Raw genomic sequence first — 21,751 nt, forward strand, 5'->3', positions numbered from 1 at the left:
CCACGCTACGAGGTCGCCTTGTGGCCGGCTGAGAAGCGTCGCAGGTCGAGCGTGGCGGGATAGTCGACGCTGGCGTACGCCGTGCTCGCGGTGGCCGGCCACGCGCTCGTGTCGACCGGACCGGCGGTGTGGCCGGCGGCCTCGAAACGGCTTCCCCGGCGGGTCTCCGCCTCGGCGGCGTTCACCGGGTAGTGCTCGTACGAGCGGCCGCCGGGGTGGGTCACGTGGTAGGTGAAACCGCCGAGCGAGCGGTCGTTCCAGCGGTCGACGAGGTCGAAGACGAGCGGCGAGTGGACGCCGATCGTCGGGTGCAACGCCGACGGCGGGGCCCACGCGCGGTAGCGCACGCCGCCCGCGACCTGACCGCCCGAACCGGGGACCGGCAGCAACGGCATGGGGACGCCGTTGCAGGTCACCACGTGCCGCTCGGGCAGCAGACCGGTCGCGCTCACCTGGACGCGTTCGACCGAGGAGTCCACGTAGCGCGACGTACCGCCCAGGCCGACCTCCTCACCCAGCACGTTCCACGGCTCCAGCGCCTGCCGCAGCTCCAGGTGCACGCCCGCGACGTCGACCTCGCCCAACCGCGGGAAGCGGAACTCGTGGAACGGCCCGACCCAGGCGGGGTCGAAGAGCGGTGTGTCGGTGCCACTCTCACTCAGGAACGCGTTGAGGTCGTCGATGACGTCGCGCAGATCGGCCGCCGCGAAAGCCGGCAGCAGGAAGCGGTCGTGCAGCCGCGTGCCCCACGGGATGAGCGGCGCGGCGTACGGCTCGGCCCAGAAGCGCGCCACGAGGGTGCGCACGAGCAGTGCCTGCACCAGCGCCATCCGGGGATGCGGCGGCATCTCGAAGCCGCGCATCTCCAGCAGCCCGAGACGGCCGCGGTCGGAATCGGGGCTGTAGAGCTTGTCGATGCAGAACTCGCTGCGGTGGGTGTTGCCGGTGATGTCGGTGAGCAGGTGGCGCAGCAGCCGGTCGGTCAGCCAGGGCAAGGAGTCCTTCCCCTGTTGCATGGGCTCGCTCGTGACGCGCTCGAGCTCGGCGAAGGCGATCTCCAGCTCGTAGAGGGTCTCCGCGCGGCCCTCGTCGACCCGCGGGCTCTGGCTGGTCGGCCCGATGAACCGGCCCGAGAAGACATAGGACAGCGCCGGGTGGTGCTGCCAGAACGTGATCATGCTGCGCAGCAGGTCCGGTCGCCGCAACATCGGACTCTCGGCCGGGGTCGCCCCGCCAAGAGTGATGTGGTTGCCGCCACCGGTGCCGGTGTGCGTGCCGTCGAGGTCGAACTTCTCGGTCGCGAGCCGGGAGTGGCGGGCGTCGTCGTCCAGGCTCTCGGTCAGGTGCACCAGCTCCGGCCAACTGCTCGTGGGCTGCAGGTTGACCTCGATGACCCCGGGGTCGGGCGTGACACTGAGGGTCTCGACGCGGCCGTCCCCGGGCGGCGGATACCCCTCCAGCACCACGGGGACGCCCGTCGCCGCAGCCGCACCCTCGATGGCAGCCAGCAGGCTGACGCTGTGCTCGAAGTCGTCGCAGGGCGGCAGGAAGACGAAGACGTGACCGTCGCGCTCCTCCACTGCCAGGGCGGTGCGTGGCGAGTCCTCGATGTCGCGGACCGGCGCAGGCGGCACGTCGTCGGCCGCCGTGACCGGGTCGATCGACGGAAGCGGACCACGAGCGGCGAACGGCGACTGGTCGGGCACGTACGGCGCTTCGGTCCAGGCCACCGACGCCAACGGGAGGCGCAGGCCGAGCGGGGAGGTGCCGGGCATCAGGAAGAGGCGCTCGCGGCGGGTGCGCCAGTGTGCGGTCGCCCACCCGTCGCCGTCCGGGTCTGAGAAGACGGGCACGACCCAACCGGCCGGCATACCTGCGGAGGCGTCGACAGCGGCCAACTCGCGCTCGCGCTGCTCGGTGCTCGACTCGGGAGTGACGCGCTCGCCCGGTCGCTCGCCGCGGGGCTCGCGGGCTTGGGTGAGCAGCTCGTTCAGCGGGTCCTCGTACGCCGCACGCGTCCCCTCCGCGGGAACGCCGAGCCGTGCGGCGATCGCGAGAGCCAGAGCGCGTACCGACTCCCCCGCGGCCGTCGAGCCGGTCTCGACCCGCGGCGTCGACCACGGGTCGTCGAGCAGGGACTGGTCGCGCCAGAGCGGCTGTCCGTCGCGCCGCCAGAGCAGGCCGATCTGCCAGCGCGGGAGCGGCTCCCCGGGGTACCACTTGCCCTGACCGTGGTGCGTCAGACCTTCGGGCGCCCAGCGCGCACGCAACTTGTCAGCCAATCGGGTTGCCAGCTGGCGTTTCTCGGCACCGTCGGCGGCAGTCTCCCACTGCGGGTCCGAGGTGTCCCCCACGCTCACGAAGGTCGGCTCACCGCCCATCGTGAGGCGGACGTCGCCCTCGGTCAGCAGATCGTCGACATGCGTCCCGAGCGCCTGGACGCCCTGCCACTGCTCCTCCGTATACGGCTTGGTGACCCGCGGGTCCTCGAAGACCCGGGTCACGGAGTTGGAGAAGGAGAACTCCACCCCGGTGAAGTCGGTGGCGCCGGAGATCGGGGCGGCGCTGGACGGGTGCGGGGTCGCGCAGAGCGGGATGTGCCCCTCGCCCGCGAAGAGGCCGGAGGTCGCGTCCAGACCCACCCATCCGGCGCCGGGGATGTAGACCTCGGCCCACGCGTGCAGGTCGGTGAAGTCCTGGGTGGGCCCGCTCGGTCCGCCGATCGCCGCTTGATCGGCCGTCAGCTGTACGAGGTATCCGGACACGAAACGCGCTGCCAGACCCAGCTGGCGCAGCACCGAGACAAGCAGCCACGCGCTGTCCCGGCAGGAGCCCAGGTGCTTCTGCAGCGTCTCGTCGGGCTGCTGCACGCCGGTCTCGAGGCGCACGCTGTAGTCCACGTCGTCGCGGACCCGCTGATTGATGCCGACCAGGAAGTCCACGATGCGGGTGCCGCCGTCGGGCTGCTCGACCTTGTCCTGCACCCACTGCCGCACGAGCGGACCGGGACCCGCTCCCGTCGCGCCGTCGTCGACCGGCCGCAGGTACGGCTCGAGGTCGGCCTGCAGCTCCGGCGGGTAAGCGAACGGGTAGTTCTCCGCGTAGTCCTCGACGAAGAAGTCGAACGGGTTGATGACCGTCATATCGGCGACGAGGTCGACGATGATGTCGAGCTCGCCGACCTTCTCCGGGAAGACCAGCCGGCCCAGGTAGTTGCCGAACGCGTCCTGCTGCCAGTTGAGGAAGTGGTCGCGCGGGGACACGGTGAGCGAGTAGGCCGTGATCGGCGTACGGCTGTGCGGAGCCGGCCGCAGCCGCACGGTGTGAGGATGCACGGTGACCGGGCGATCGAAGGTGTAGGTCGTGCGGTGCTGGAGGGCCACGCGGATCGTCACCAGGCACACCCTATGCAGTCGCCAGGCGTGCCCGGGTTGCGCCGGTGTTACGTCTGGACTCGATCCGGTCACTTCTCGGGTGACGCACGGCAGCAGCGTGGGTCCTCGGTCCTGCAGTCGCTTTCCCCGCGACGTACGTCGATCGGCGTGGGTTGTCGGCGCTGCGGCGACGTCCCGACGCCGCGAACGCCGGCCGTCGTGAGTCACCGGCTTCGCAGTCACATCCCGGAGCATCAGGGTGACCGGGGCGGTCAACGAGTCCAGTCGGGCGGGTCGGCGGGGTGGAGGGCCGGGTCGTCGGCGACGAAGGTGCGGACGGGGCCCGGCGGTGTACCCGGGCCTTCGAAACGCACCGTGACCCGTCCCAGGCCGCGGCCCCACACCCAGCCCGCGCCGTGCACGTCGTGCCGTACGTCCGCGCCGGGCGCCCATCCCTGGCTGGACCGCTGTAGCGGCGCGGGTGCGACGGGCGTGACATCCGCCTCGACCGGGACATCCGCCGGCTCGTCCTCGAACAGGAACTGCTCCTGGGCGTGCGTGGTGAACCCGGACACGCCGACCCCGAGCAGCCGCAACCCGTCGGACACGTCGACGCCGTCCAGCAGCCGTTGCGCGGTGGCGCGGATGACCTCGGGCTCACCCGTCGGGTGCGGCAGGGTCGCCGAGCGGGTCGAGGTGGTGAAGTCGTGCTGGCGCACCTTGATGGTCACGGTCCGGGCGAACGCCGAACCCTCGGCCAACCGGCTGGTCACCCGGGTGCTCATGGTGGCGAGTTCGGCGGCGAGCACGCGCGGATCGGTCACGTCGACCTCGAAGGTCTCCTCAGCCGACACGCTCTTGGCCTCCCGCTCGGTCTCCACGGCGCGGTCGTCCTGGGCGCGGGCCAGCCGGTAGATGCCCCGGCCGTGCGAATCGCCGAAGATGCTGACCAGGTCCGGCTCCCCCATGCGCTGCAGGTCCGCGACGCTCTCGACACCGAATGTGCGCAGCCGGGTCGCCGTGGCCGGTCCGATCCCGCCGATGGCGCGCACCGGCAACGGGCCGAGCACGTCGAGTTCCTGGCCAGGGGGGACGACGACCAACCCCGCCGGCTTGTCCAGGTCGGAGGCGATCTTGGCCAGCATCTTCGACGACGCGACCCCCGCCGAAGCCGTCAGCCCGCCGGTCGCGCCGGGGATGTCGTCGAGCAAGCGGCGCACCCTCGCCGTGACGGCGTCGAGCGTGAGGTCGATTCCCGCAGCCGCGAGATCGACGTACGCCTCGTCGACCGACACCTGCTGTACGACCGGCGACAGCTCGTGCAGCAGCCCCATCACCGCTTCACTGGAGCGGCTGTACGCGCCGAAGCGAGGTGACAGGAACGCCGTGCCGGCCGGGCACAACCGGCGCGCCTGGGCCGTGGGCATCGCCGACCGTGCGCCGTAGACCCGAGCTTCGTACGACGCCGTCGACACGACGCCGCGGTGCCCCGTGCCCCCGACACAGACCGGCTTGCCCTTCAGCGAGGGCTTGTCGCGCTGCTCGACCGCGGCGAAGAACGCGTCCAGATCCAGGTGCAGGATGCTGGCCGTCGTACGCATGCGGTCATTCTCGCCCGACCTGCCGACCGGTCGGTCGACGCCACCCGCGCCGGGCTCAGTGGGTCAACGCCAGCTTGATCGCGACGACCACCGCGGCCACGAGGGCGACGGCAATCCCGAACCGCACGCCGCGATGCACGCTCATGCCTCTGTGCAACCGGCGGTAGACCAACCCGGTCAACCCCAGCCGCGCGATGAGGACCGCACAGGCCAGCGACTGGGCCCACAGCGCCGCCGGCCATCCGAGCGCTGCTGCACCCAACAGGGCCAGCGACGGCATGCCCGCGCTCGCGACCGGGATCGAGTCGCGCAGCTCATGGCCCACGATCCCGGACAGCGAGTGCCCTGTCAGCGCCGCACCCACGATGTCGGCGAGCGCGTGGGCGATGTACGTCGACAGGACGGTGCCGAGCACGACGAGGAGCGCCTTGCCGGAGTGGATGTCGCCGCGGGAGACACCGGCGGTGGCCGCGAGGACCAGGATGTCGCCGTAGATGTACGCCGACATCCTGCTCTCCGCGCGGGCGGGCTCAATCTCACCCTCTGCCTGCACGTAGGTGTGCACCGGGTGCTGGAGCACGTCGCTGATCGGCACAGTCGGATTCTGCCCGGGCTGCGATCTTCGGGACCTGCTCAGACGGTGCGGTGGATGAGCAGCGGCAGGACCGCGCTCGCCCCCGCATCGCGCAGCATGGCCGCAGCGACCGTGACCGACCATCCCGACCGCGAGGCGTCGAGCACCAGCAGGACGGTCTGTCCGCCGACCGACGGCAGGTCGCTGCCTGCGAATGCGGTCCGCCATGCGGCGGCCTCGTCCGCGGACGCCAGATCGACCACGTCGGGAGTGCCCACCGACCACGCGGTGTACGTCATCCGGCCGACGGTGGCCAGATGCTCGGCCAGGGACGAGGTGAGCTCGGGATGCCCCTCCACCGCGCAGGAGACGACCAGATCCGGACGGGCGGGCCAGTCGTCCTTCCAGCCCGCGAGCACGCGTACGGCGGCCTCCTGCAGCTCCGGTGGTGCGGCCGCGTCGTGGCGCAAGGGACCGGCCCGCAGCTCACTCCACTCGGCGGCGTCGGCGTGCACGAGCACGCGACCGGGCGCGGCCGCCAGCTGCGGCGGGATGCGGCCCTTGGCGCCGAACGCACCGCCCGGCCACATCTTGCGCGGCTCCAGCACCTGCTGGTCTGCGCGCAGCACGGCCGCGAGGTCGCGCACGGTCTGGGGATCGGCGTGGTCGGACCAGCCGTCCGGGAGGTGGCCGGTGCACACCGAGCAGCGTCCGCACGGCTGCGCGGCCGGGTCGTCGAGTGACTCCTGCAGCAGCGCCATCAGGCAACGTTCGCCCGCGATGTAGGCGCGCATGATGTCGGCCTCGCGGCGGCGGCCGGCGAGGACGCCCTCGTAGTGGGCGGCGTCGTAGGTCCACGGTGCGCCGGTGACGCTCCAACCGTCCGTCGCGCGGGTGACGACCTCGTCGACGGCGAGCTTCTTGAGCAACAGCTCGATCTTGCCGCGTCGCAGACCGGTCTCGGCCTCCAGCGCGGGCACCGACTGCGGTGCGTTCGCATCGCCCAGCGAGGCGAGCAGCCGGCGTACGTCGTCCTCGCGCGGGATCGTCGCCGTCGCGAAGTAGTCCCACACGCCCTCGTCGCCGGCGGACGGCAGCAGCGCGACCGGCGCGTGGTCGATCGCGCGGCCGGCACGGCCGACCTGCTGGTAGTAGGACACCGGCGACGGCGGCGCACCCACGTGCACCACGAACCCCAGGTCGGGCTTGTCGTACCCCATGCCCAGCGCCGAGGTGGCGACCAGCGCCTTGACCTCGCCCGCGCGCAGCGCGTCCTCCAGCCGCTCGCGCTCCCCCGCCTCCAGACCACCGGTGTACGCGGCGACGCGCAGCGCGGGGTCGTCGGCGTACCGGGTGCGCAGCGCCTGGGTGAGCCGCTCTGCGTCGGCGACGGTGAGGGCGTAGATGATGCCCGAGCCGGGCAGGGTCGGCAGGTGGTCGACGACCCAGGCGTAACGCTCCAGCGGACCCATCGTCGGCAGCACCGCCAGCTCGAGGCTGGAACGCGCCAGGGGCCCGCGCAGCACGGTGGTGTCGGTGCCGAACTGACGGGCAAGATCCTCGACGACCCGGGAGTTCGCGGTCGCGGTGGTCGCGAGGACCGGCAGATCGGGGTGGACCTTCTGCAGCACGTCCGACACCCGTCGGTAGTCCGGGCGGAAGTCGTGGCCCCAGTCCGAGACCGAGTGCGCCTCGTCGATGACGACCAGGCCGAGCCGCCCGGCGAGGGTCTGCATGACGCGGGCGCCGAACCCTGGGTTGGCCAGTCGCTCCGGCGACACCAGGATCACGTCGAGGTCGCCGGAGGCCAGATCGGCCTCGATCGAGCTCCAGCTGTCGATGTTGGAGCTGTTGATGGTCGCGGCGCGCAGCCCGGCTCTCCCGGCAGCGGCCACCTGGTCGCGCATCAGCGACAACAGCGGCGAGACGACCAGCGTCGGGCCCCGACCCGCCTGCCGGCTCCACGCGGTGGCGATCCAGTAGACCGCCGACTTGCCCCACCCGGTCGCCTGCACGACCAGCACCCGGGCGCCGGGTCGGGTCAGCGCGTGCAGGGCCTCGCCCTGGCCGTCGCGCAGCTGCGCGCCCGGTCCCGCCAGGTCGGCGAGCACCCGCGCGGCGACCTGGTCGATGTCGGGGGTTCCGGCAGGCGTGGCGGTCGTGGCGGTGGGTGTCTGGGTCACCCGGTGCATTGTGCCCGGGTCGACCGACAGGGTCCGCGGCCCGTCCACAGGGGCACAGATGTGCCCGACAGCCACAGGACGACCTGTGGCTGTCGGTCTCAGCTGCGCCAGGGTGGGCGCGCGGTCAGGACTTGGACTTGGCGGCCTTCGCCGCCGCCTTGGCGCGCCGCTTGGCGATCTTGTCGGCGGCCTCCTGCGAGTCCAGTTCGCGGGCGCGCTCAGGAGTCGGCGCGGTGCCGCCGAGCCGGGCCGGAAGGTAGACCAGGTCGTCGCCGGTGAGTGTGGGGTAGGAGTCCTGCACCTCGTGCAGCATCTCGCCCATCGCGGCCTTGACCTGCGCGGTCACGGACGCGGTGTCGGCGTCGGAGGGCATGGGGATCGCCGGGCCGACCCGGACCGTGATCGGCACATGACGGCGCTTGCCCACCGACTTCGGGTGGTCCTTGGTCCAGACGCGCTGACTGCCCCACACGACCATCGGCAGGATCGGCACACCCGCCTCCTGCGCCATCCGGACCGCGCCCAGCTTGAAGTCCTTCAACTCGAACGACCGCGAGATGGTCGCCTCGGGGAACACCCCGATCAGCTCGCCGCCACGCAACGCCCGGACCGCCTCGCGGTACGCCGACGCGCCCGCCGCGCGGTCGACCGGGATGTGCTTCATGCCGCGCATCAGCGGTCCGGTGATCTTGTGGTCGAAGACCTCCTTCTTCGCCATGAAGCGCACGAGGCGGCCCACGTCGACGGCGGGGAAGCCGCCGTACGCGAAGTCGAGGTAGCCGATGTGGTTGAGCGCGATGACCGCCCCGCCGGTGGCCGGGATGTTGTCCGCGCCGATCCGGGTGATGTCGTTGCCCTGCAGTGCGAACAGGCCACGGGCAGCGGCGATGACGGGACGGTAGACGGGTTCCATCCGGTCAGACTATCGGCGGTCGCAGGCCGCCCAGGCAGCTCCCGCACTGACCGCGGCGACGGTCAGCACGGAGGGCCAGGCGCCGATCTTCTTCGCCAGCGGGTGGGACAGTCCGAACGACAGCAGGTACGTCGCGCTCAGCGCCGCCGCGCCCGCCGGACCGGCCTTCGCCACCCAGGTCCGGGCGGCGTACCCGCCCGCGGCGGCGAGTACGACACCTCCGATGGGGCGTACGCCGGTCTCCCGCGCGGACAGGTAACCGCCCACCAGTCCGACGGCGACGATGGGCGCAGTGGTCACGGATTCGGCGGGTCGCAGTTGCATCTGCGCAGGGTATCGAGCGGTCCTGATGCGGAATGCCGGCCGGTGGCCCGGCGTTGTCGCCCTCGTGAGCCACCCGATTCCCCTGTCAGTGCTCGACCTCTCCCCCGTCAGCTCCGGCCGCACCGGATCCGACGCGCTGCGCGAGACCGTGCAGCTCGCCCAGACCGCGGAAACCCTGGGCTACGAACGGTTCTGGGTCGCCGAGCACCACAACCTGCCGAGCGTCACCAGCAGCGCCCCGGTCGTGATGATGGCCACCGTCGCGGCGTCGACCAGCCGCATCCGGGTGGGTGCGGGCGGCATCATGCTGCCCAACCACTCGCCGTTGCAGGTCGCCGAGCAGTTCCGCGTCCTGGAGGCCCTGCACCCCGGGCGCATCGACCTCGGACTCGGACGCGCGCCGGGCACCGACCAGCTCACCGCGTTCGCGCTGCGCCGTAGCCGCGAGGCGCTCACCGCCGACGACTTCCCGCAGCAGTACGCCGAGCTGCTGGCCTACGTCGACGGTTTCCCCGAAGACCACCCGTTCGCACCCATTTCGGCCCAGCCGTCCGACGTACCGCTGCCCCCGATCTGGATCCTCGGGTCGAGCCTGTACGGCGCGCAGGCGGCCGCCGCGTTCGGGACGGCGTTCGCCTACGCCGGGCACTTCGGCGAAGCCGACCCCACCGAGGCGATGGACATCTACCGCAGGGGTTTCCGGCCCAGCGGTCGTCCCGGTGCCCTGGAGGCCCCGCGATCGATGCTCGCGGTCAGCGCCATCGCGGCGGACGACGAGCAGACCGCGGCCGAGCACGCCCGGGCCGCGGCACTGGCGATGGTGCGGCTGCGCCAGAACCGTCCCGGTCCCTTCCCCTCGCCCCAGGAGGCGGCCGAGCACGAGTGGAGCGAACTGGACGAGTCGATGGCGCAGCGGATGTCGCGCTTCACCACCATCGGCACCGGTGACCAGGTGGCGAAGGGCGTACGTGCCCGCGCGGAGGCGTGCGGCGCCGACGAGCTCATGGTGACCACGAATGTGCACGACCCTGCGCAGCGTCGCCGCTCGTACGAGCTGCTGATGAAGGCCTGGGCCTGACCCTCACCGTTTCGGACATGCACGGCGGGGCACCTGTGCCCCGCCGTGCATGTCCGAAAGCGGGGATCAGCGGGCGCGGGTCGCCCACATAGCGACCGCCGACGCCGCAGCGACGTTGAGCGAGTCCACTCCCCCGGCCATCGGGATGCTCACCACGGCATCGCTGTGCGCGAGCGTGCGCGGCGACAGTCCGTCACCCTCGGTGCCGAGCACGAGCAACAGCTTCTCCGGGAGGTCGGCGGCTAGTTCGTCGAGTTGGGTCGACCCCTCGCCGAGCGCCAACGACGCGACGTACCAACCGTCTTCGCGCAACGTGTCCAGCGCTGACGGCCACGGCTCGATCCGCGTCCAGGGCACCTGGAAGACGGTGCCCATCGACACGCGCACGCTGCGCCGGTAGAGCGGGTCCGCGCACCGCGGCGTGACCAGGACGGCGTCCACCCCGAGCCCGGCGGCCGAGCGGAAGATCGCCCCGACGTTCGTATGGTCGACGACGTCCTCGATCACCAGGGCACGGCGGGCTCCCGCGAGCACCTCGGAGTACGGCGCGGGCTCCGGCCGGTGCATCGCGGCCAGCGCACCCCGGTGCAGGTGGAAACCGGTCATCGCCTCGATCACCCCCGCGTCGGCGGTGTAGACGGGCACGCTGTCGCGCTCGGCCCGCTCGACCAGGTCGGCGAGATCCGTCAGCCACCGCTCGCCCATCAGGAACGACCTCGGCCGGTGCCCGGCGGCCAGTGCCCGACGGATGACCTTCTCGCTCTCGGCGAGGTAGAGACCCTGCTCGGTCTCCAGCAGCCGACGCAGCGCCACATCGGTCAGCGAGAAGTAGTCGCGGACGCGCTCGTCCGCGGGGTTCTCGATGCGTACGACGCTCACGCCAGCGCCGCCCGGGCCAGCACCAGCACACCCGCCAGCGCTGCGACGACCAGCACCGCGCGGCGCATCCGCTCACGGTCGACCATGGCGCGCACCGGCCGGGCCAGGACGGCTCCGACCACGACGAACGGGATCCAGCCGAGTCCTGCGAGCATTTCCCCACCATGCACCTGCCCGGCCACGGCCAGGCCGAGCAGCGAGGTCGTGGCCCCGACCACGAAGAACATCGCCAGCGTGGAGCGCACGCGCGCCGGGCTCTCGTGCTGCAGCACCAGCCCCAGGAACGGGCCGCCGATTGAGGCAGCCGTACCCGAGATCCCGGTGAGGATCCCCGCGCCCAGGGCGGGCATCGGACGGGCCTGAACGGCCAGCCGTGAGATCGACGCGGCCACCGCCACCAGCACCATGACCCCGACGACCACGGCGATCGCGTCGCCGGACGCCTCCGCGACCAGCCACACACCGACCGGCATCAGTGCGACCCGTCCGGCGATCGCGTATCCGAAGAGCCGCCAGTCGATGTCGCGCTCGCCGAACGCCAGCTCCCACAGCGGGAGGACCAGCGAGGTGAGCAGCAGCGCGGCGGGCATGAGATCCGGACGCAGGATGATGATGAACGGCGCGGCCACGACCGCCAGTCCGAACCCGACGACGGACTGCACGAGCGCACCAACCGCAACCACGCCACCCAGCAGCAGGTAGACGACGAGATCGCTCACCGCAGCACGAGGTTGCCGATGGCGGCCAGACCGATCACCACGATGAACGCGCGCAGCAGCCAGGGCGGCAGCGCACGGCCCACCCGTGCACCGATGACACCGCCGATGAGAGACCCGACGGCGATGAGTCCCGCTGCGGCCCAGTTCATCCGGTCCCACGCGATGATCAGGAAGGTGATGGCGGCGACGGCGTTGACGATGGTGCCCAGGACGTTCTTGACGCCGTTGATCTCCTGCAGCGAGTCGGTCATCAGCACGCTCATCAGCCCGAGGAGCAGTACCCCCTGGGCGGCGCCGAAGTACCCGCCGTACACCCCCGCCCCGTAGATGCCGACCAGCAACGCGATCCGCCGCGCCCGGGTGTCGGAGTCGGAGTGCGCGGCCTGCGCCCGCTTGCTCAGCCACGGCCCGAAGACGACGAGCAGGGTGCCGATCAGGATCAGCACCGGCACGACGGTCTTGAAGACACCCGGTGGCAGCACGATCAGCAGCACCGCCCCGGTGACTCCGCCGAGGAACGACATCGGCGCGAGACGCTTCAGCACCGCCGTCATCCCGCGCAGTTCCTTGCGGTAGCCGAACGTGCCGGACAGCCCGCCCGCGACCAGACCCAGCGTGTTGGAGACGTTCGCCGTCACCGACGGATAGCCGAAGGCCAGCAGTGTCGGGAAGGTCACGAGCGTGCCCGAACCGACCACCGTGTTGATGATCCCGGCGACCATTCCGGCGAGCAGGATCAGGACTGCATGGCTGAGCGGCACCGAATCAACCTAACGAGAACGACGTACGCGCCCGCGCGCGTCTCAATTGTCGGCGCGCGCAGACCAGCGGTCCCCGTGCCGGTCCAGGACCAGGGGCATCCCGAAGGTGGCGGACAGGTTCTCCGCCGTCAGGGTCAGCTCGATCGGACCTGCCGCGACGACCGCACCGTCGCGCAGCATCAGCACGTCGGTGAAGCCCGGCGGAATCTCCTCGACGTGGTGGGTGACCAGCACCAGCGCCGGGGCGTCGGTGTCCTGCGCCAGCGCCGACAGCCGGCCGAGCAGGTCCTCCCGGCCGCCGAGGTCGAGTCGGGCGGCGGGTTCGTCCAGCAGCAGCAGCTCCGGGTCGGTCATCAGGGCGCGGGCGATCTGCACCCGCTTGCGCTCGCCCTCCGACAGCGTCCCGTAGCGGCGGTCGACCAGGTGGGCCACGCCCAGCGCGCCGAGCAGTTCGGTGGCGCGCGCGTGATCCAGCTCGTCGTACGCCTCACGCCAGCGCCCGACGATGCCGTACGACGCGGTGACCACCACGTCGCGGACCACCTCGCCGCCGGGGATCCGCTCGGCGATCGACGCGGATGCCAGCCCGATCCGGGGACGCAGCTCGAAGACGTCGACCGCGCCGAGCACCTCCGACAGCACGCCGGCCACGCCTGTCGTGGGGTGCATCCGGCCGGCGGCGATCTGCAACAGCGTCGTCTTGCCTGCGCCATTGGGTCCGAGGACGACCCAGCGCTCGCCCTCCTCGATCTCCCAGCTGACCCGGTCGAGCAACGACTTGCCCGAGCGGACCACGCTCACCTCGGCCAGCGCCAGCACATCGCTCATGGAGCCCGACCCTAGGCGACCTACGATGTTCGCCGTGTCGACCCTCCCGGCGTGTGCGCGCCTCAGCCTCTGGGTGACCGCCGCCTGGGCCGGTCACCTCGACCTCGACGACGCCGTACGCCGCGCCATGCCCGACGTCGACGAGGTGCACGGAGCACTCGACCGGCTCGCCCTGTGGCAGGACTTCGGCGAGCGCGTGCTCGGGTGCGCGCTGCCGCGGCCGGGCGATTTGACGGGTATGCCGCGCGGCAGTCTCAACTTCACGGGCGCGGCCGCCGACTCCGGCGAGTGCGTCTACGTGCCGGCGCTCGGCGGTGCGCTGGTGCCCACCATCGAGACCTACGGGCCCGAGGGCGACACGGGCACCCAGATCACCTGGACGGCGTACGACTGCGAACCGACGCCGGTCCACCAGCTGGAGAGCCTGCAGGAGAGCCAGATCGAGCGCGACCTGGCCGAGCTGGTGCGGGAGGCGACGGCCGCGTTCGAGACCCTCGACGTGCAGCCGTGGGCCGGCTCGACCGCGCGCGCCGAGGTCGATTCCCGGGTGCGCGACCACGACTGGGGTCTGCCGCCCGGACTGCCGGGGCGTGCACACCGCATCCTGGTGCTCGCCGGGTCGATCGCCTCGGCTGTCGACGTCGCACTGGCCGAGTCACCTGCCGTTCACGGACATGACGACGGCGCGCGGCACGCGCTGCTGCTGCGCCTCCAAGCGGGTGCGGACCGGGCGCTCGCCCAGGCGACGACGTCCTGCGCTCTGTCGCTCGGCGGGTTGCGCCCCGCCCGCTGACGCGCCCTCGTCATGGGGTTTGCGTCCGTGCGTGCGGTTTACGTTCGTGGCCAGGCCTCCCGTCCTGGCCGCAGACGCAGAACGCGCACGCCGTGCCGTTCGCGGGCTCGTCATGCCGAGTGCGCTCAGCGGGCGGCCCACTCCCGGGCGACCTGGTCGTAGACCTCCTGCGTACGCGTAGCGATCGCCTCCCAGCCGAACTCGCGCACCGCGCGCTCGCGACCGGCCCGACCGCGCTCCCGCGCCCGCGCCGGGTCCGACACCGCGTCGGTCAGCACCCGCGCCAGGTCCGCGACGAACGCGTCCGGGTCCTTCGGCGTGCCGGTGCCGTCGGCGACCTGGTCGATCGGCACCAGCCACCCGGTCTCGCCGTCCGCGACCACTTCGGGGATGCCACCGGTCGCCGTGCCGACCACCGCCACCTCGCACGCCATCGCCTCGAGGTTGACGATGCCCAGCGGCTCATAGACCGAGGGGCAGATGAAGACCGTTGCAGCAGAGAGAAGTGCGACCACTTCCTGCCGCGGGAGCATCTCGTCGATCCAGACCACACCCCCGCGCGACTCACGCAGCCCGGCGACCAGACCCTGTACCTCAGCGAGGATCTCGGGGGTGTCCGGTGCGCCCGCGCACAGCACGAGCTGCACCTCGGGCGGCAGCTGCGCGGCGGCCCGCAGCAGGTAGGGCAACCCCTTCTGCCGGGTGATCCGACCGACGAAGACGACGGACGGCCGCTCCGGGTCCATGCCGTGCCGACGGACGATCTCCAACGCCTCGGGCGACTCATCGCGTGCCCACAGGGCGGCGTCGATCCCGTTGTGCACCACGTGCACTCGCGCCGGGTCGAGCGCGGGATAGCTGCGCAGCACGTCCTGTCGCATCCCGTCCGACACCGCGATGACGGCGGCGGCGTGCTCGTACCCCGTGCGCTCGACATACGACGACACGCGGTAGCCGCCGCCGAGCTGCTCGGCCTTCCACGGCCGCATCGGCTCCAAGGAGTGCGCGGTGATGACGTGGGGCACGCCGTGCAGCAGCGACGCGAGGTGGCCGGCCATGTTGGCGTACCAGGTGTGCGAGTGCACCACGTCGGCGCCGGCGCAGTCCGCGGCCATCGTGAGGTCGACGCCGAGGGTCTGCAGGGTGGCGTTCGCGTCCTGCAGCTGGGGAAGGTCGGGGTAGCCGGTGGTGTCCGGCTCCTGGACGGGCACGCCGAACGCGCGCACCCGCGTCTCGACACCGGCGGCACGCAGGGCCTTCACGAGCTCTGCGACATGCACCCCCGCGCCGCCGTAGATGTTCGGCGGATATTCCTTGGTCAGCAGATCGACGCGCACCTGCGCGACGCTAGTCCTACGGGACGGGCGGCACCACCGCGTCGTGGAACGGCCCGCACAGCACCGGGGGTGGGCCTAGGTTGGGTGGATGGTTGCCAAAGGTGGTCCCAGCGTCCTCGCCATCGTGCTCGCCGGTGGAGAGGGAAAACGGTTGATGCCGTTGACGGCCGACCGTGCCAAACCGGCTGTGCCGTTCGGCGGGATCTACCGCTTGATCGACTTCGCGCTGTCCAACCTGGCCAACAGCGGCTATCTGAAGATGGTCGTGCTGACCCAGTACAAGTCGCACAGCCTGGACCGGCACATCACCAAGGCATGGCGGATGTCGACGCTGCTCGGCAACTACGTGGCGCCCGTCCCGGCCCAACAGCGCCTCGGCAAGCAGTGGTTCGCGGGATCGGCCGACGCGATCTACCAGAGCCTGAACCTGATCCATGACGAGAAGCCGGACATCGTGGTCGTGGTCGGAGCCGACCACGTCTACCGCATGGACTTCTCCCAGATGGTGTCCCAGCACATCCAATCCGGCGCCGCCTGCTCGGTGGCCGCGATCCGCCAGCCGATCGCGTCTTCGGACCAGTTCGGTGTCATCGAGCTGGAGAAGGGCTCGCAGCGCATCTCCGCCTTCCGGGAGAAGCCCACCGATCCCCAGCCCCTGGAGGACAACCCCGGGGAGATCCTCGCCTCGATGGGCAACTACGTCTTCACCGCGGATGCCCTCGTCGACGCCGTACGCCGCGACGCGCAGCGCGAGGACAGCAAGAACGACATGGGCGGCGACATCGTGCCGGACTTCGTCAGCCGGGGTGAGGCGTACGCGTACGACTTCGGCGACAACGAGATCCCCGGCGCGACCGAGCGCGACCGCGGCTACTGGCGTGATGTGGGCACGATGGATTCGTACTTCGACGCGCACATGGATCTGGTCTCCATCCTGCCGATCTTCAACGTCTACAACTACGACTGGCCGATCCTCACCAACGCGGGCTCGTTCCCGCCCGCGAAGTTCGTGCACGGTTCCGCGAAGCGGCGTGGCGTCGCGATCGACTCGATGATCTCCGCGGGGACGATCGTGAGTGGATCCGTGGTGCAGCGGTCGGTGCTGTCCCCCAACGTGCACGTGCACAGCTTCGGGCGCATCGAGGACTCGGTGCTGCTCGACAACGTCGACGTCGGGCGCTCGTGCACGATCCGGCGCGCCATCCTCGACAAGGACGTCGTCGTCCCCGAGGGCGTCAGCATCGGCGTCGACCACGACGTCGACCGCAAGCGCGGCCTGACCGTCACCGACAGCGGCATCGTGGTCGTCGGCAAGGGCACCGTCCTGCAACCGTGACCGAGCCGGGAGACTGTGCGCATGTCGTCCGGCACCGCCCTGCTCACCCTCACCGGTGACGACTCCCCCGGAGCCGTCACCGACCTCCTCGCGGCCGTCGCGGCGTTCGATGAGGACGTGCTCGACCTGGGTCAGGTGGTGGTCCGCGGGCGCCTCACCGTCTCCCTGCTACTCACCTGCCGCTCGGGATCCGACGCTCTGCGCGACGCGGCCGCCGGGGTCGCACGCGCCCACGGCCTGCACCTCGCCCTGACCGCGGACGTCGACGACGTGCCGACGCCGCCGAGCGGGCCAGCCTCCGTCGTGGTCATCGGGGCACCGCTGGGTACGGCGGCACTGGCCGCCATCACCTCCGCGATCGATGCGCAGGGGGCGCGCGTGGAGCGGGCGCGCCGGCTGGTGCGCACCCCCCTGACCGGCCTCGAGCTCCAGGTGTCCGGCGCCGATGTGACGAGCCTGCGGCGCGCACTCGCGCTCCAAGCCTCCGATCATGCCGTCGACGTCGCGGTCGCGCCCGGCGGGCTGGACCGCCGCGGCCGGCGCCTGCTGGTCATGGACGTGGACTCCACGTTCATCCAGGACGAGGTGATCGAGCTGCTCGCGCGGCACGCCGGCGTCGAGGCGCAGGTCGCGGCCGTCACCGAGCGCGCGATGCGTGGCGAGCTGGACTTCGCCGAGAGCCTGCACGAGCGGGTCGCGACGCTGGCCGGGCTGCCCGAGTCGGTGCTCGCCGACGTACGCCGTGACGTTCGGCTCACCCCTGGCGCTGCCACCCTGGTGCGGACGGTCAAGCGGTTGGGGTTCACGGTCGCCGTGGTGTCCGGCGGGTTCATCGAGATCGTCGGGCCGCTGGCCGCCGAGCTCGGCATCGACCACGCGCACGCCAACATCCTGGAGATCCGCGACGGGCGTCTCACGGGTCGGGTCACCGGGCAGGTCGTGGATCGGGCCGAGAAAGCGCGTGCGCTGCGGCGATTCGCGCACGCGGCGGGGCTGCCGCTCTCCCGGACGGTCGCCGTCGGGGACGGCGCCAACGACCTGGACATGCTGGCCATCGCCGGTCTCGGCATCGCCTTCAACGCCAAACCGGTCGTGCGGGCCGAGGCGCACGCGTCCGTGAGCGTGCCCTACCTCGACGCCGTCCTCTATCTGCTCGGCATCTCCCGCGACGAGATCGACGCGGCCGAGCCCATACCTGACGACTCCCTAGACTCCCCTCATGCCTGACGCACCGAAACGTTCGCTGCTCATCATCGGAGGCGCGGAGGACAAGGTCGGCCGAGTCACCATCCTGCGGCGGTTCGTCCGGCTCGCCGGCGGCCGCAAGGCTCGCCTCGTGGTCATCCCCACAGCGTCCTCCGTCCCGGACGAGGTGGTCGAGGTCTACTCCACCGTCTTCGAGCGGCTGGGCTGCGCATCCGTCACCTCCGTCGATCCGGCGAACCGGCAGGCCGCCGGTGACAGCGAGCTCGTGGACCGCGTCGACGACGCCACCGGCGTCTTCCTCTCCGGCGGCAACCAGCTGAAACTGAGCCAGTTGATCGTCGGTACGCCGCTCGGCGCGGCCCTGCTGCGCGCCTACCAGCGCGGCGCCGTCGTGGCCGGCACCTCTGCGGGCGCATCGATCATGAGCCAGTTCATGATCTCGATGGGCGACGAGGGCGTGACCCCGCGGCAACGCTCCAGTCAGCTGACCGCCGGACTCGGGCTGCTGCCCGGCGTCATCGTCGACCAGCACTTCGACCAGCGCGCCCGCTACGGCCGGCTGCTGTCGCTGGTCGCCGGTTCGCCCAGTCTGCTCGGGATGGGCATCGACGAGGACACCGCCGCGGAGATCACGGACGACGCGGAGCTGACCGTCGTCGGCTCGGGTGCGGTCTTCGTGATCGACGCCCGCAACGCGGTCACCGACGCCCACGAGGCCCGCCGCGACGCTCCCCTGCTCGTCACCGGCGCCGTCGTGCACACACTGCCCTTCGGGTCCACCTTCGACCTGCAGACCGCCACCCTCACCGAATTCGTGGAGAAGCACACCGACCTGTCGGTCTCCTCCAGCCGCGACCGGCACGACACCGCAACGGCGGCCGCAGCGTTGCGTCACTGACCGACGCGCACCGTCATCCCCGAACCCGTACGGAGGTTCCGCCTTGCCGATCGACCGCCCTGTCCCCACCGGACCCGCAGCGCCCGACCTGCAGATCGTCTCCACCCGCGTCTACCGCGGGGCCAACGTGTGGTCCTACGACAAGGCCGTCCACCTCGTGGTGGATCTCGGTGTGCTGGAGGGCTACCCGTCCGACACGCTGCCCGGCTTCACGGACGCGCTGCTGCAGCTGCTGCCGGGACTGGACGGACACACCTGCTCGCGCGGGCACCGCGGCGGCTTCATCGAACGGCTGCGTGAGGGCACCTGGCTCGGGCACGTCGCCGAACACGTGGCCCTTCAGCTGCAGCAGCAGGCCGGCCACGACCTGCGTCGTGGCAAGACCCGTGCGGACCGCAGCGTGCCAGGCCGCTACAACGTGATCTACGGCTACCTGGACGAGCGGGTCGCGCTGGCCGCCGGCCGGCTCGCCGTACGTCTGGTCAACCACCTCGTACGCGCCGAGCCGGGTTTCGACTTCGCGCTCGAGTTCGACGCGTTCCTCGCGTCGTCCGCGCGGATGGCCTTCGGCCCGTCGACGGCCGCGATCATCGAGGAAGCGACCAGCCGCGACATCCCCTGGACCCGGCTCAACCAGGCCTCGCTGGTGCAGCTCGGCCAGGGCGTGCACGCCCAGCGCATCCGCGCCACGATGACCTCGCGCACCTCGGCCCTGGCCGTCGACATCGCCGGCGACAAGAGCCTCACCACCACCCTCCTCGGCTCGGCCGGTCTGCCGGTGCCCAAGGCCGAGAGCGTCCGCTCCGCCGAGGCCGCGGCGGAGGCGGCCACCTCGATCGGCTTCCCGGTGGTCGTCAAACCGCTCGACGGCAACCACGGCCGCGGGGTGTGCCTCGACCTGCGCAGCGAGGCGGACGTGCTCGCAGCGTTCCCGATCGCGCAGGGCCAGTCCAAGCGCGGCGTCGTCCAGGTCGAGTCGCACATCACCGGCAAGGACTATCGCTGCCTCATCATCGGCGGCCGGATGGCAGCCATCGCCGAGCGGGTGCCTGCACACGTGATCGGCGACGGCGAGCACACCGTCGGCGAGCTGGTGGAGATCACCAACGCTGACCCGCGCCGCGGCGTCGGCCACGAGAAGGTGCTGACCCGGATCGCCGTCGACGACGCCGCCCGCGAACTCGTGAAATCCCAGGGCTACGAATGGGATTCGATCCCACCCGTCGAGCAGATGGTCAAACTGGCGCTCACCGGCAACATGTCCACCGGCGGCATCTCGGTGGACCGCACCTTCGACGCGCACCCGGACAACATCGAGATCGCCGAGGAGGCGGCGCAGCTGATCGGCCTCGACGTCGCGGGTATCGACTTCATCTGTCCCGACATCACGGCACCGGTCCGTGAGACCGGTGGGGCCATCTGCGAGGTCAACGCCGCGCCCGGTTTCCGGATGCACACCCACCCGACCGTCGGCGAGCCGCAGTTCATCGGCAAACCCGTCGTCGACCTGCTCTTCCCGCCGGGTGCGCCGTCGCGCGTGCCGATCGTGGCGGTCACCGGCACCAACGGCAAGACGACCACCTCGCGGATGCTCGCGCACATCATGAAGGGCCTCGGCCACAAGGTCGGCATGACCTCGACCGACGGCATTGTGATCGACGAGCGGCTCGTCATCCGGGCCGACGCGTCCGGTCCCCGGTCCGCGCGGATGGTGCTGTCGAACCCTCGGGTCGATTTCGCCGTCTTCGAGGTCGCCCGCGGCGGCATCCTGCGCGAGGGTCTCGGCTACGACCGCAACGACATCGCCGTGGTCACCAACATCGCGGCCGACCACCTCGGGATGCGCGGCATCGACACCCTCGAACAGCTCGCGACGGTGAAATCGGTTGTCGTGGAGGCTGTTCCGCGCGACGGCTTCGCCGTGCTCAACGCCGACGATCCGCACGTACGCGCGATGCGGCGCAAGTGTTCGGGCACCATCGTGTGGTTCTCGATGGAGCCGCCCGGCAGTGAGATCCGCGAGTTCGTCGAGGAGCGCTGCCGTCGCGGCGCCCGCGCCGTCGTCCTGGAGCCGAGTGACCGCGGCGAGATGATCGTGTTGCGTCAGGGTCGCCGCCGGATGCCGCTGGCGTGGACGCACCTGCTGCCGTCGACGTTCGGCGGCACCGCCCGGATGAACGTCGCGAACGCGCTGGCCGCCGCCGGTGCCGCGTTCGCCGCCGGAGCGCCGTTGCACGACATCCGGCAGGGTCTGCGCACCTACACCACGTCGTACTACCTGTCCCCCGGCCGCCTGAACCGCCTCGAGGTGAACAGCGCCGAGGTGTTCGTCGACTACTGCCACAACCCGCCCGGCATGGAGCGGCTCGGCGAGTTCGTCGAGGGGTACGTCGAGCAGCGGCAGAAGTCGCTGGACCACCGCATCTCGCGGATCGGGATGATCGGTGCGGCCGGCGACCGACGCGACGAGGACATCGAGGCGCTGGGGCACATCGCGGCCGAGCACTTCGACGTCATGGTCGTCCGGGAGGACGCCAACCTGCGTCGTCGGGCGCCGGGTGAGGCCGCGGCGCTCGTCGTACGCGGCGCGCAGCGCGCCATGGACGCCGGTGCACGCTGCCGGCAGATCGCCACGGTCGTCGATGAGATCGCGGCCGTGCGGCACTCGGTGCACCTGGCCAACCCCGGCGACCTGGTGATGCTCTGCGTCGACCAGCACGCGGCCGTGCTGGCCGAGCTGGAGGACTTCACCCACGAGGCCGCCGCCGGATCGCGCACCGACGGGGATCAGCCCGGCGACCCTGATCTCGATCCGCAGCAGCTGGTGGACGAGGCACAGACGTCGTACGCACAGGAGGCGGCCGCCCGCCGGGAGGCGATCGAGCCGCCGCTGCCCACCCTCTGACGCCCGTCGAGGGGTGGCGAACTGCTCGAGGGGTGGGATATC

The 21,751-nt window shown here is 71.3% G+C and carries 17 protein-coding genes; 6 read left to right on the forward strand and 11 right to left on the reverse strand.

Going from position 1 to position 21,751, the window contains the following annotated elements; genetic code table 11:
• Positions 1-5: 5 nt before the first annotated feature.
• The 6 genes from JOB34_RS06645 to JOB34_RS06670 form a co-directional block, all read right to left on the reverse strand.
• A complete protein-coding gene (locus JOB34_RS06645; RefSeq protein ID WP_347813755.1) occupies positions 6-3,395 on the reverse strand; it encodes a transglutaminase family protein in 3,390 nt (1,129 codons plus the stop codon).
• Positions 3,396-3,646: 251 nt separating this feature from the next.
• The gene (locus JOB34_RS06650) at positions 3,647-4,975 is read right to left on the reverse strand and encodes a DNA polymerase IV (protein ID WP_208051956.1); all 1,329 of its coding nucleotides are present in this window, start codon (positions 4,973-4,975) and stop codon (positions 3,647-3,649) included.
• 55 nt (positions 4,976-5,030) lie between these two features.
• Positions 5,031-5,570, reverse strand: coding sequence for a hypothetical protein (locus JOB34_RS06655; RefSeq protein ID WP_208051957.1), 540 nt, complete (start codon positions 5,568-5,570; stop codon positions 5,031-5,033).
• Positions 5,571-5,608: 38 nt separating this feature from the next.
• Positions 5,609-7,732, reverse strand: a complete 2,124-nt coding sequence (locus JOB34_RS06660; protein ID WP_347813756.1) for a DEAD/DEAH box helicase — start codon at positions 7,730-7,732, stop codon at positions 5,609-5,611.
• A gap of 124 nt (positions 7,733-7,856) precedes the next feature.
• Positions 7,857-8,645: a lysophospholipid acyltransferase family protein gene (locus JOB34_RS06665; RefSeq protein WP_208051958.1), complete on the reverse strand. Its 789-nt coding sequence runs from the start codon at positions 8,643-8,645 to the stop codon at positions 7,857-7,859.
• 9 nt (positions 8,646-8,654) lie between these two features.
• Entirely contained in the window at positions 8,655-8,969 is a 315-nt protein-coding gene (locus JOB34_RS06670; RefSeq protein WP_208051959.1) for a hypothetical protein, read from the reverse strand.
• 64 nt (positions 8,970-9,033) lie between these two features.
• Between JOB34_RS06670 and JOB34_RS06675 the strand changes: the two genes are divergently transcribed.
• Positions 9,034-10,047 (forward strand): LLM class flavin-dependent oxidoreductase, encoded by a 1,014-nt coding sequence (locus JOB34_RS06675; protein WP_233761929.1) that lies wholly within the window; start codon positions 9,034-9,036, stop codon positions 10,045-10,047.
• Between the two features lie 66 nt (positions 10,048-10,113).
• On the opposite strand, the gene JOB34_RS06680 is transcribed toward JOB34_RS06675, so the two are convergent.
• The 4 genes from JOB34_RS06680 to JOB34_RS06695 are packed head-to-tail and all read right to left on the reverse strand — an operon-like array spanning position 10,114 to position 13,234.
• Positions 10,114-10,926: an RNA methyltransferase gene (locus JOB34_RS06680; protein WP_208051961.1), complete on the reverse strand. Its 813-nt coding sequence runs from the start codon at positions 10,924-10,926 to the stop codon at positions 10,114-10,116.
• Entirely contained in the window at positions 10,923-11,645 is a 723-nt protein-coding gene (locus tag JOB34_RS06685; protein ID WP_208051962.1) for a sulfite exporter TauE/SafE family protein, read from the reverse strand. The genes JOB34_RS06680 and JOB34_RS06685 overlap by 4 nt, the downstream gene beginning before the upstream one ends.
• The gene (locus JOB34_RS06690; protein WP_347813757.1) at positions 11,642-12,406 is read right to left on the reverse strand and encodes a sulfite exporter TauE/SafE family protein; all 765 of its coding nucleotides are present in this window, start codon (positions 12,404-12,406) and stop codon (positions 11,642-11,644) included. The genes JOB34_RS06685 and JOB34_RS06690 overlap by 4 nt, the downstream gene beginning before the upstream one ends.
• 42 nt (positions 12,407-12,448) lie before the next feature.
• Complete coding sequence (locus tag JOB34_RS06695; RefSeq protein ID WP_208051963.1) at positions 12,449-13,234, reverse strand: ABC transporter ATP-binding protein; 786 nt, start codon at positions 13,232-13,234, stop codon at positions 12,449-12,451.
• 34 nt (positions 13,235-13,268) lie between these two features.
• Between JOB34_RS06695 and JOB34_RS06700 the strand changes: the two genes are divergently transcribed.
• Positions 13,269-14,027: a hypothetical protein gene (locus JOB34_RS06700; protein ID WP_208051964.1), complete on the forward strand. Its 759-nt coding sequence runs from the start codon at positions 13,269-13,271 to the stop codon at positions 14,025-14,027.
• 125 nt (positions 14,028-14,152) lie between these two features.
• Here the strand turns inward: JOB34_RS06700 and glgA are convergent, their stop codons facing one another.
• The gene (glgA, locus tag JOB34_RS06705; RefSeq protein WP_208051965.1) at positions 14,153-15,364 is read right to left on the reverse strand and encodes a glycogen synthase; all 1,212 of its coding nucleotides are present in this window, start codon (positions 15,362-15,364) and stop codon (positions 14,153-14,155) included.
• 88 nt (positions 15,365-15,452) lie between these two features.
• Here glgA and glgC point away from each other — a divergent pair, with 88 nt between their 5' ends.
• The 4 genes from glgC to cphA are packed head-to-tail and all read left to right on the forward strand — an operon-like array spanning position 15,453 to position 21,709.
• Entirely contained in the window at positions 15,453-16,700 is a 1,248-nt protein-coding gene (gene glgC, locus JOB34_RS06710; protein ID WP_208051966.1) for a glucose-1-phosphate adenylyltransferase, read from the forward strand.
• A 21-nt stretch (positions 16,701-16,721) separates the two neighbouring features.
• On the forward strand, positions 16,722-17,927 hold the full coding sequence (serB, locus tag JOB34_RS06715; RefSeq protein ID WP_208051967.1) for a phosphoserine phosphatase SerB: 1,206 nt from the start codon (positions 16,722-16,724) through the stop codon (positions 17,925-17,927).
• Positions 17,920-18,804: a cyanophycinase gene (locus tag JOB34_RS06720; protein WP_208051968.1), complete on the forward strand. Its 885-nt coding sequence runs from the start codon at positions 17,920-17,922 to the stop codon at positions 18,802-18,804. Before serB ends, JOB34_RS06720 begins: the two co-directional genes overlap by 8 nt.
• A gap of 43 nt (positions 18,805-18,847) precedes the next feature.
• The gene (gene cphA / locus JOB34_RS06725) at positions 18,848-21,709 is read left to right on the forward strand and encodes a cyanophycin synthetase (protein ID WP_208051969.1); all 2,862 of its coding nucleotides are present in this window, start codon (positions 18,848-18,850) and stop codon (positions 21,707-21,709) included.
• Positions 21,710-21,751 lie beyond the last annotated feature (42 nt).

It is taken from the genome of Allobranchiibius sp. GilTou38 (assembly GCF_017565325.1).
Taxonomy (GTDB): Bacteria; Actinomycetota; Actinomycetes; order Actinomycetales; family Dermatophilaceae; genus Allobranchiibius; species Allobranchiibius huperziae.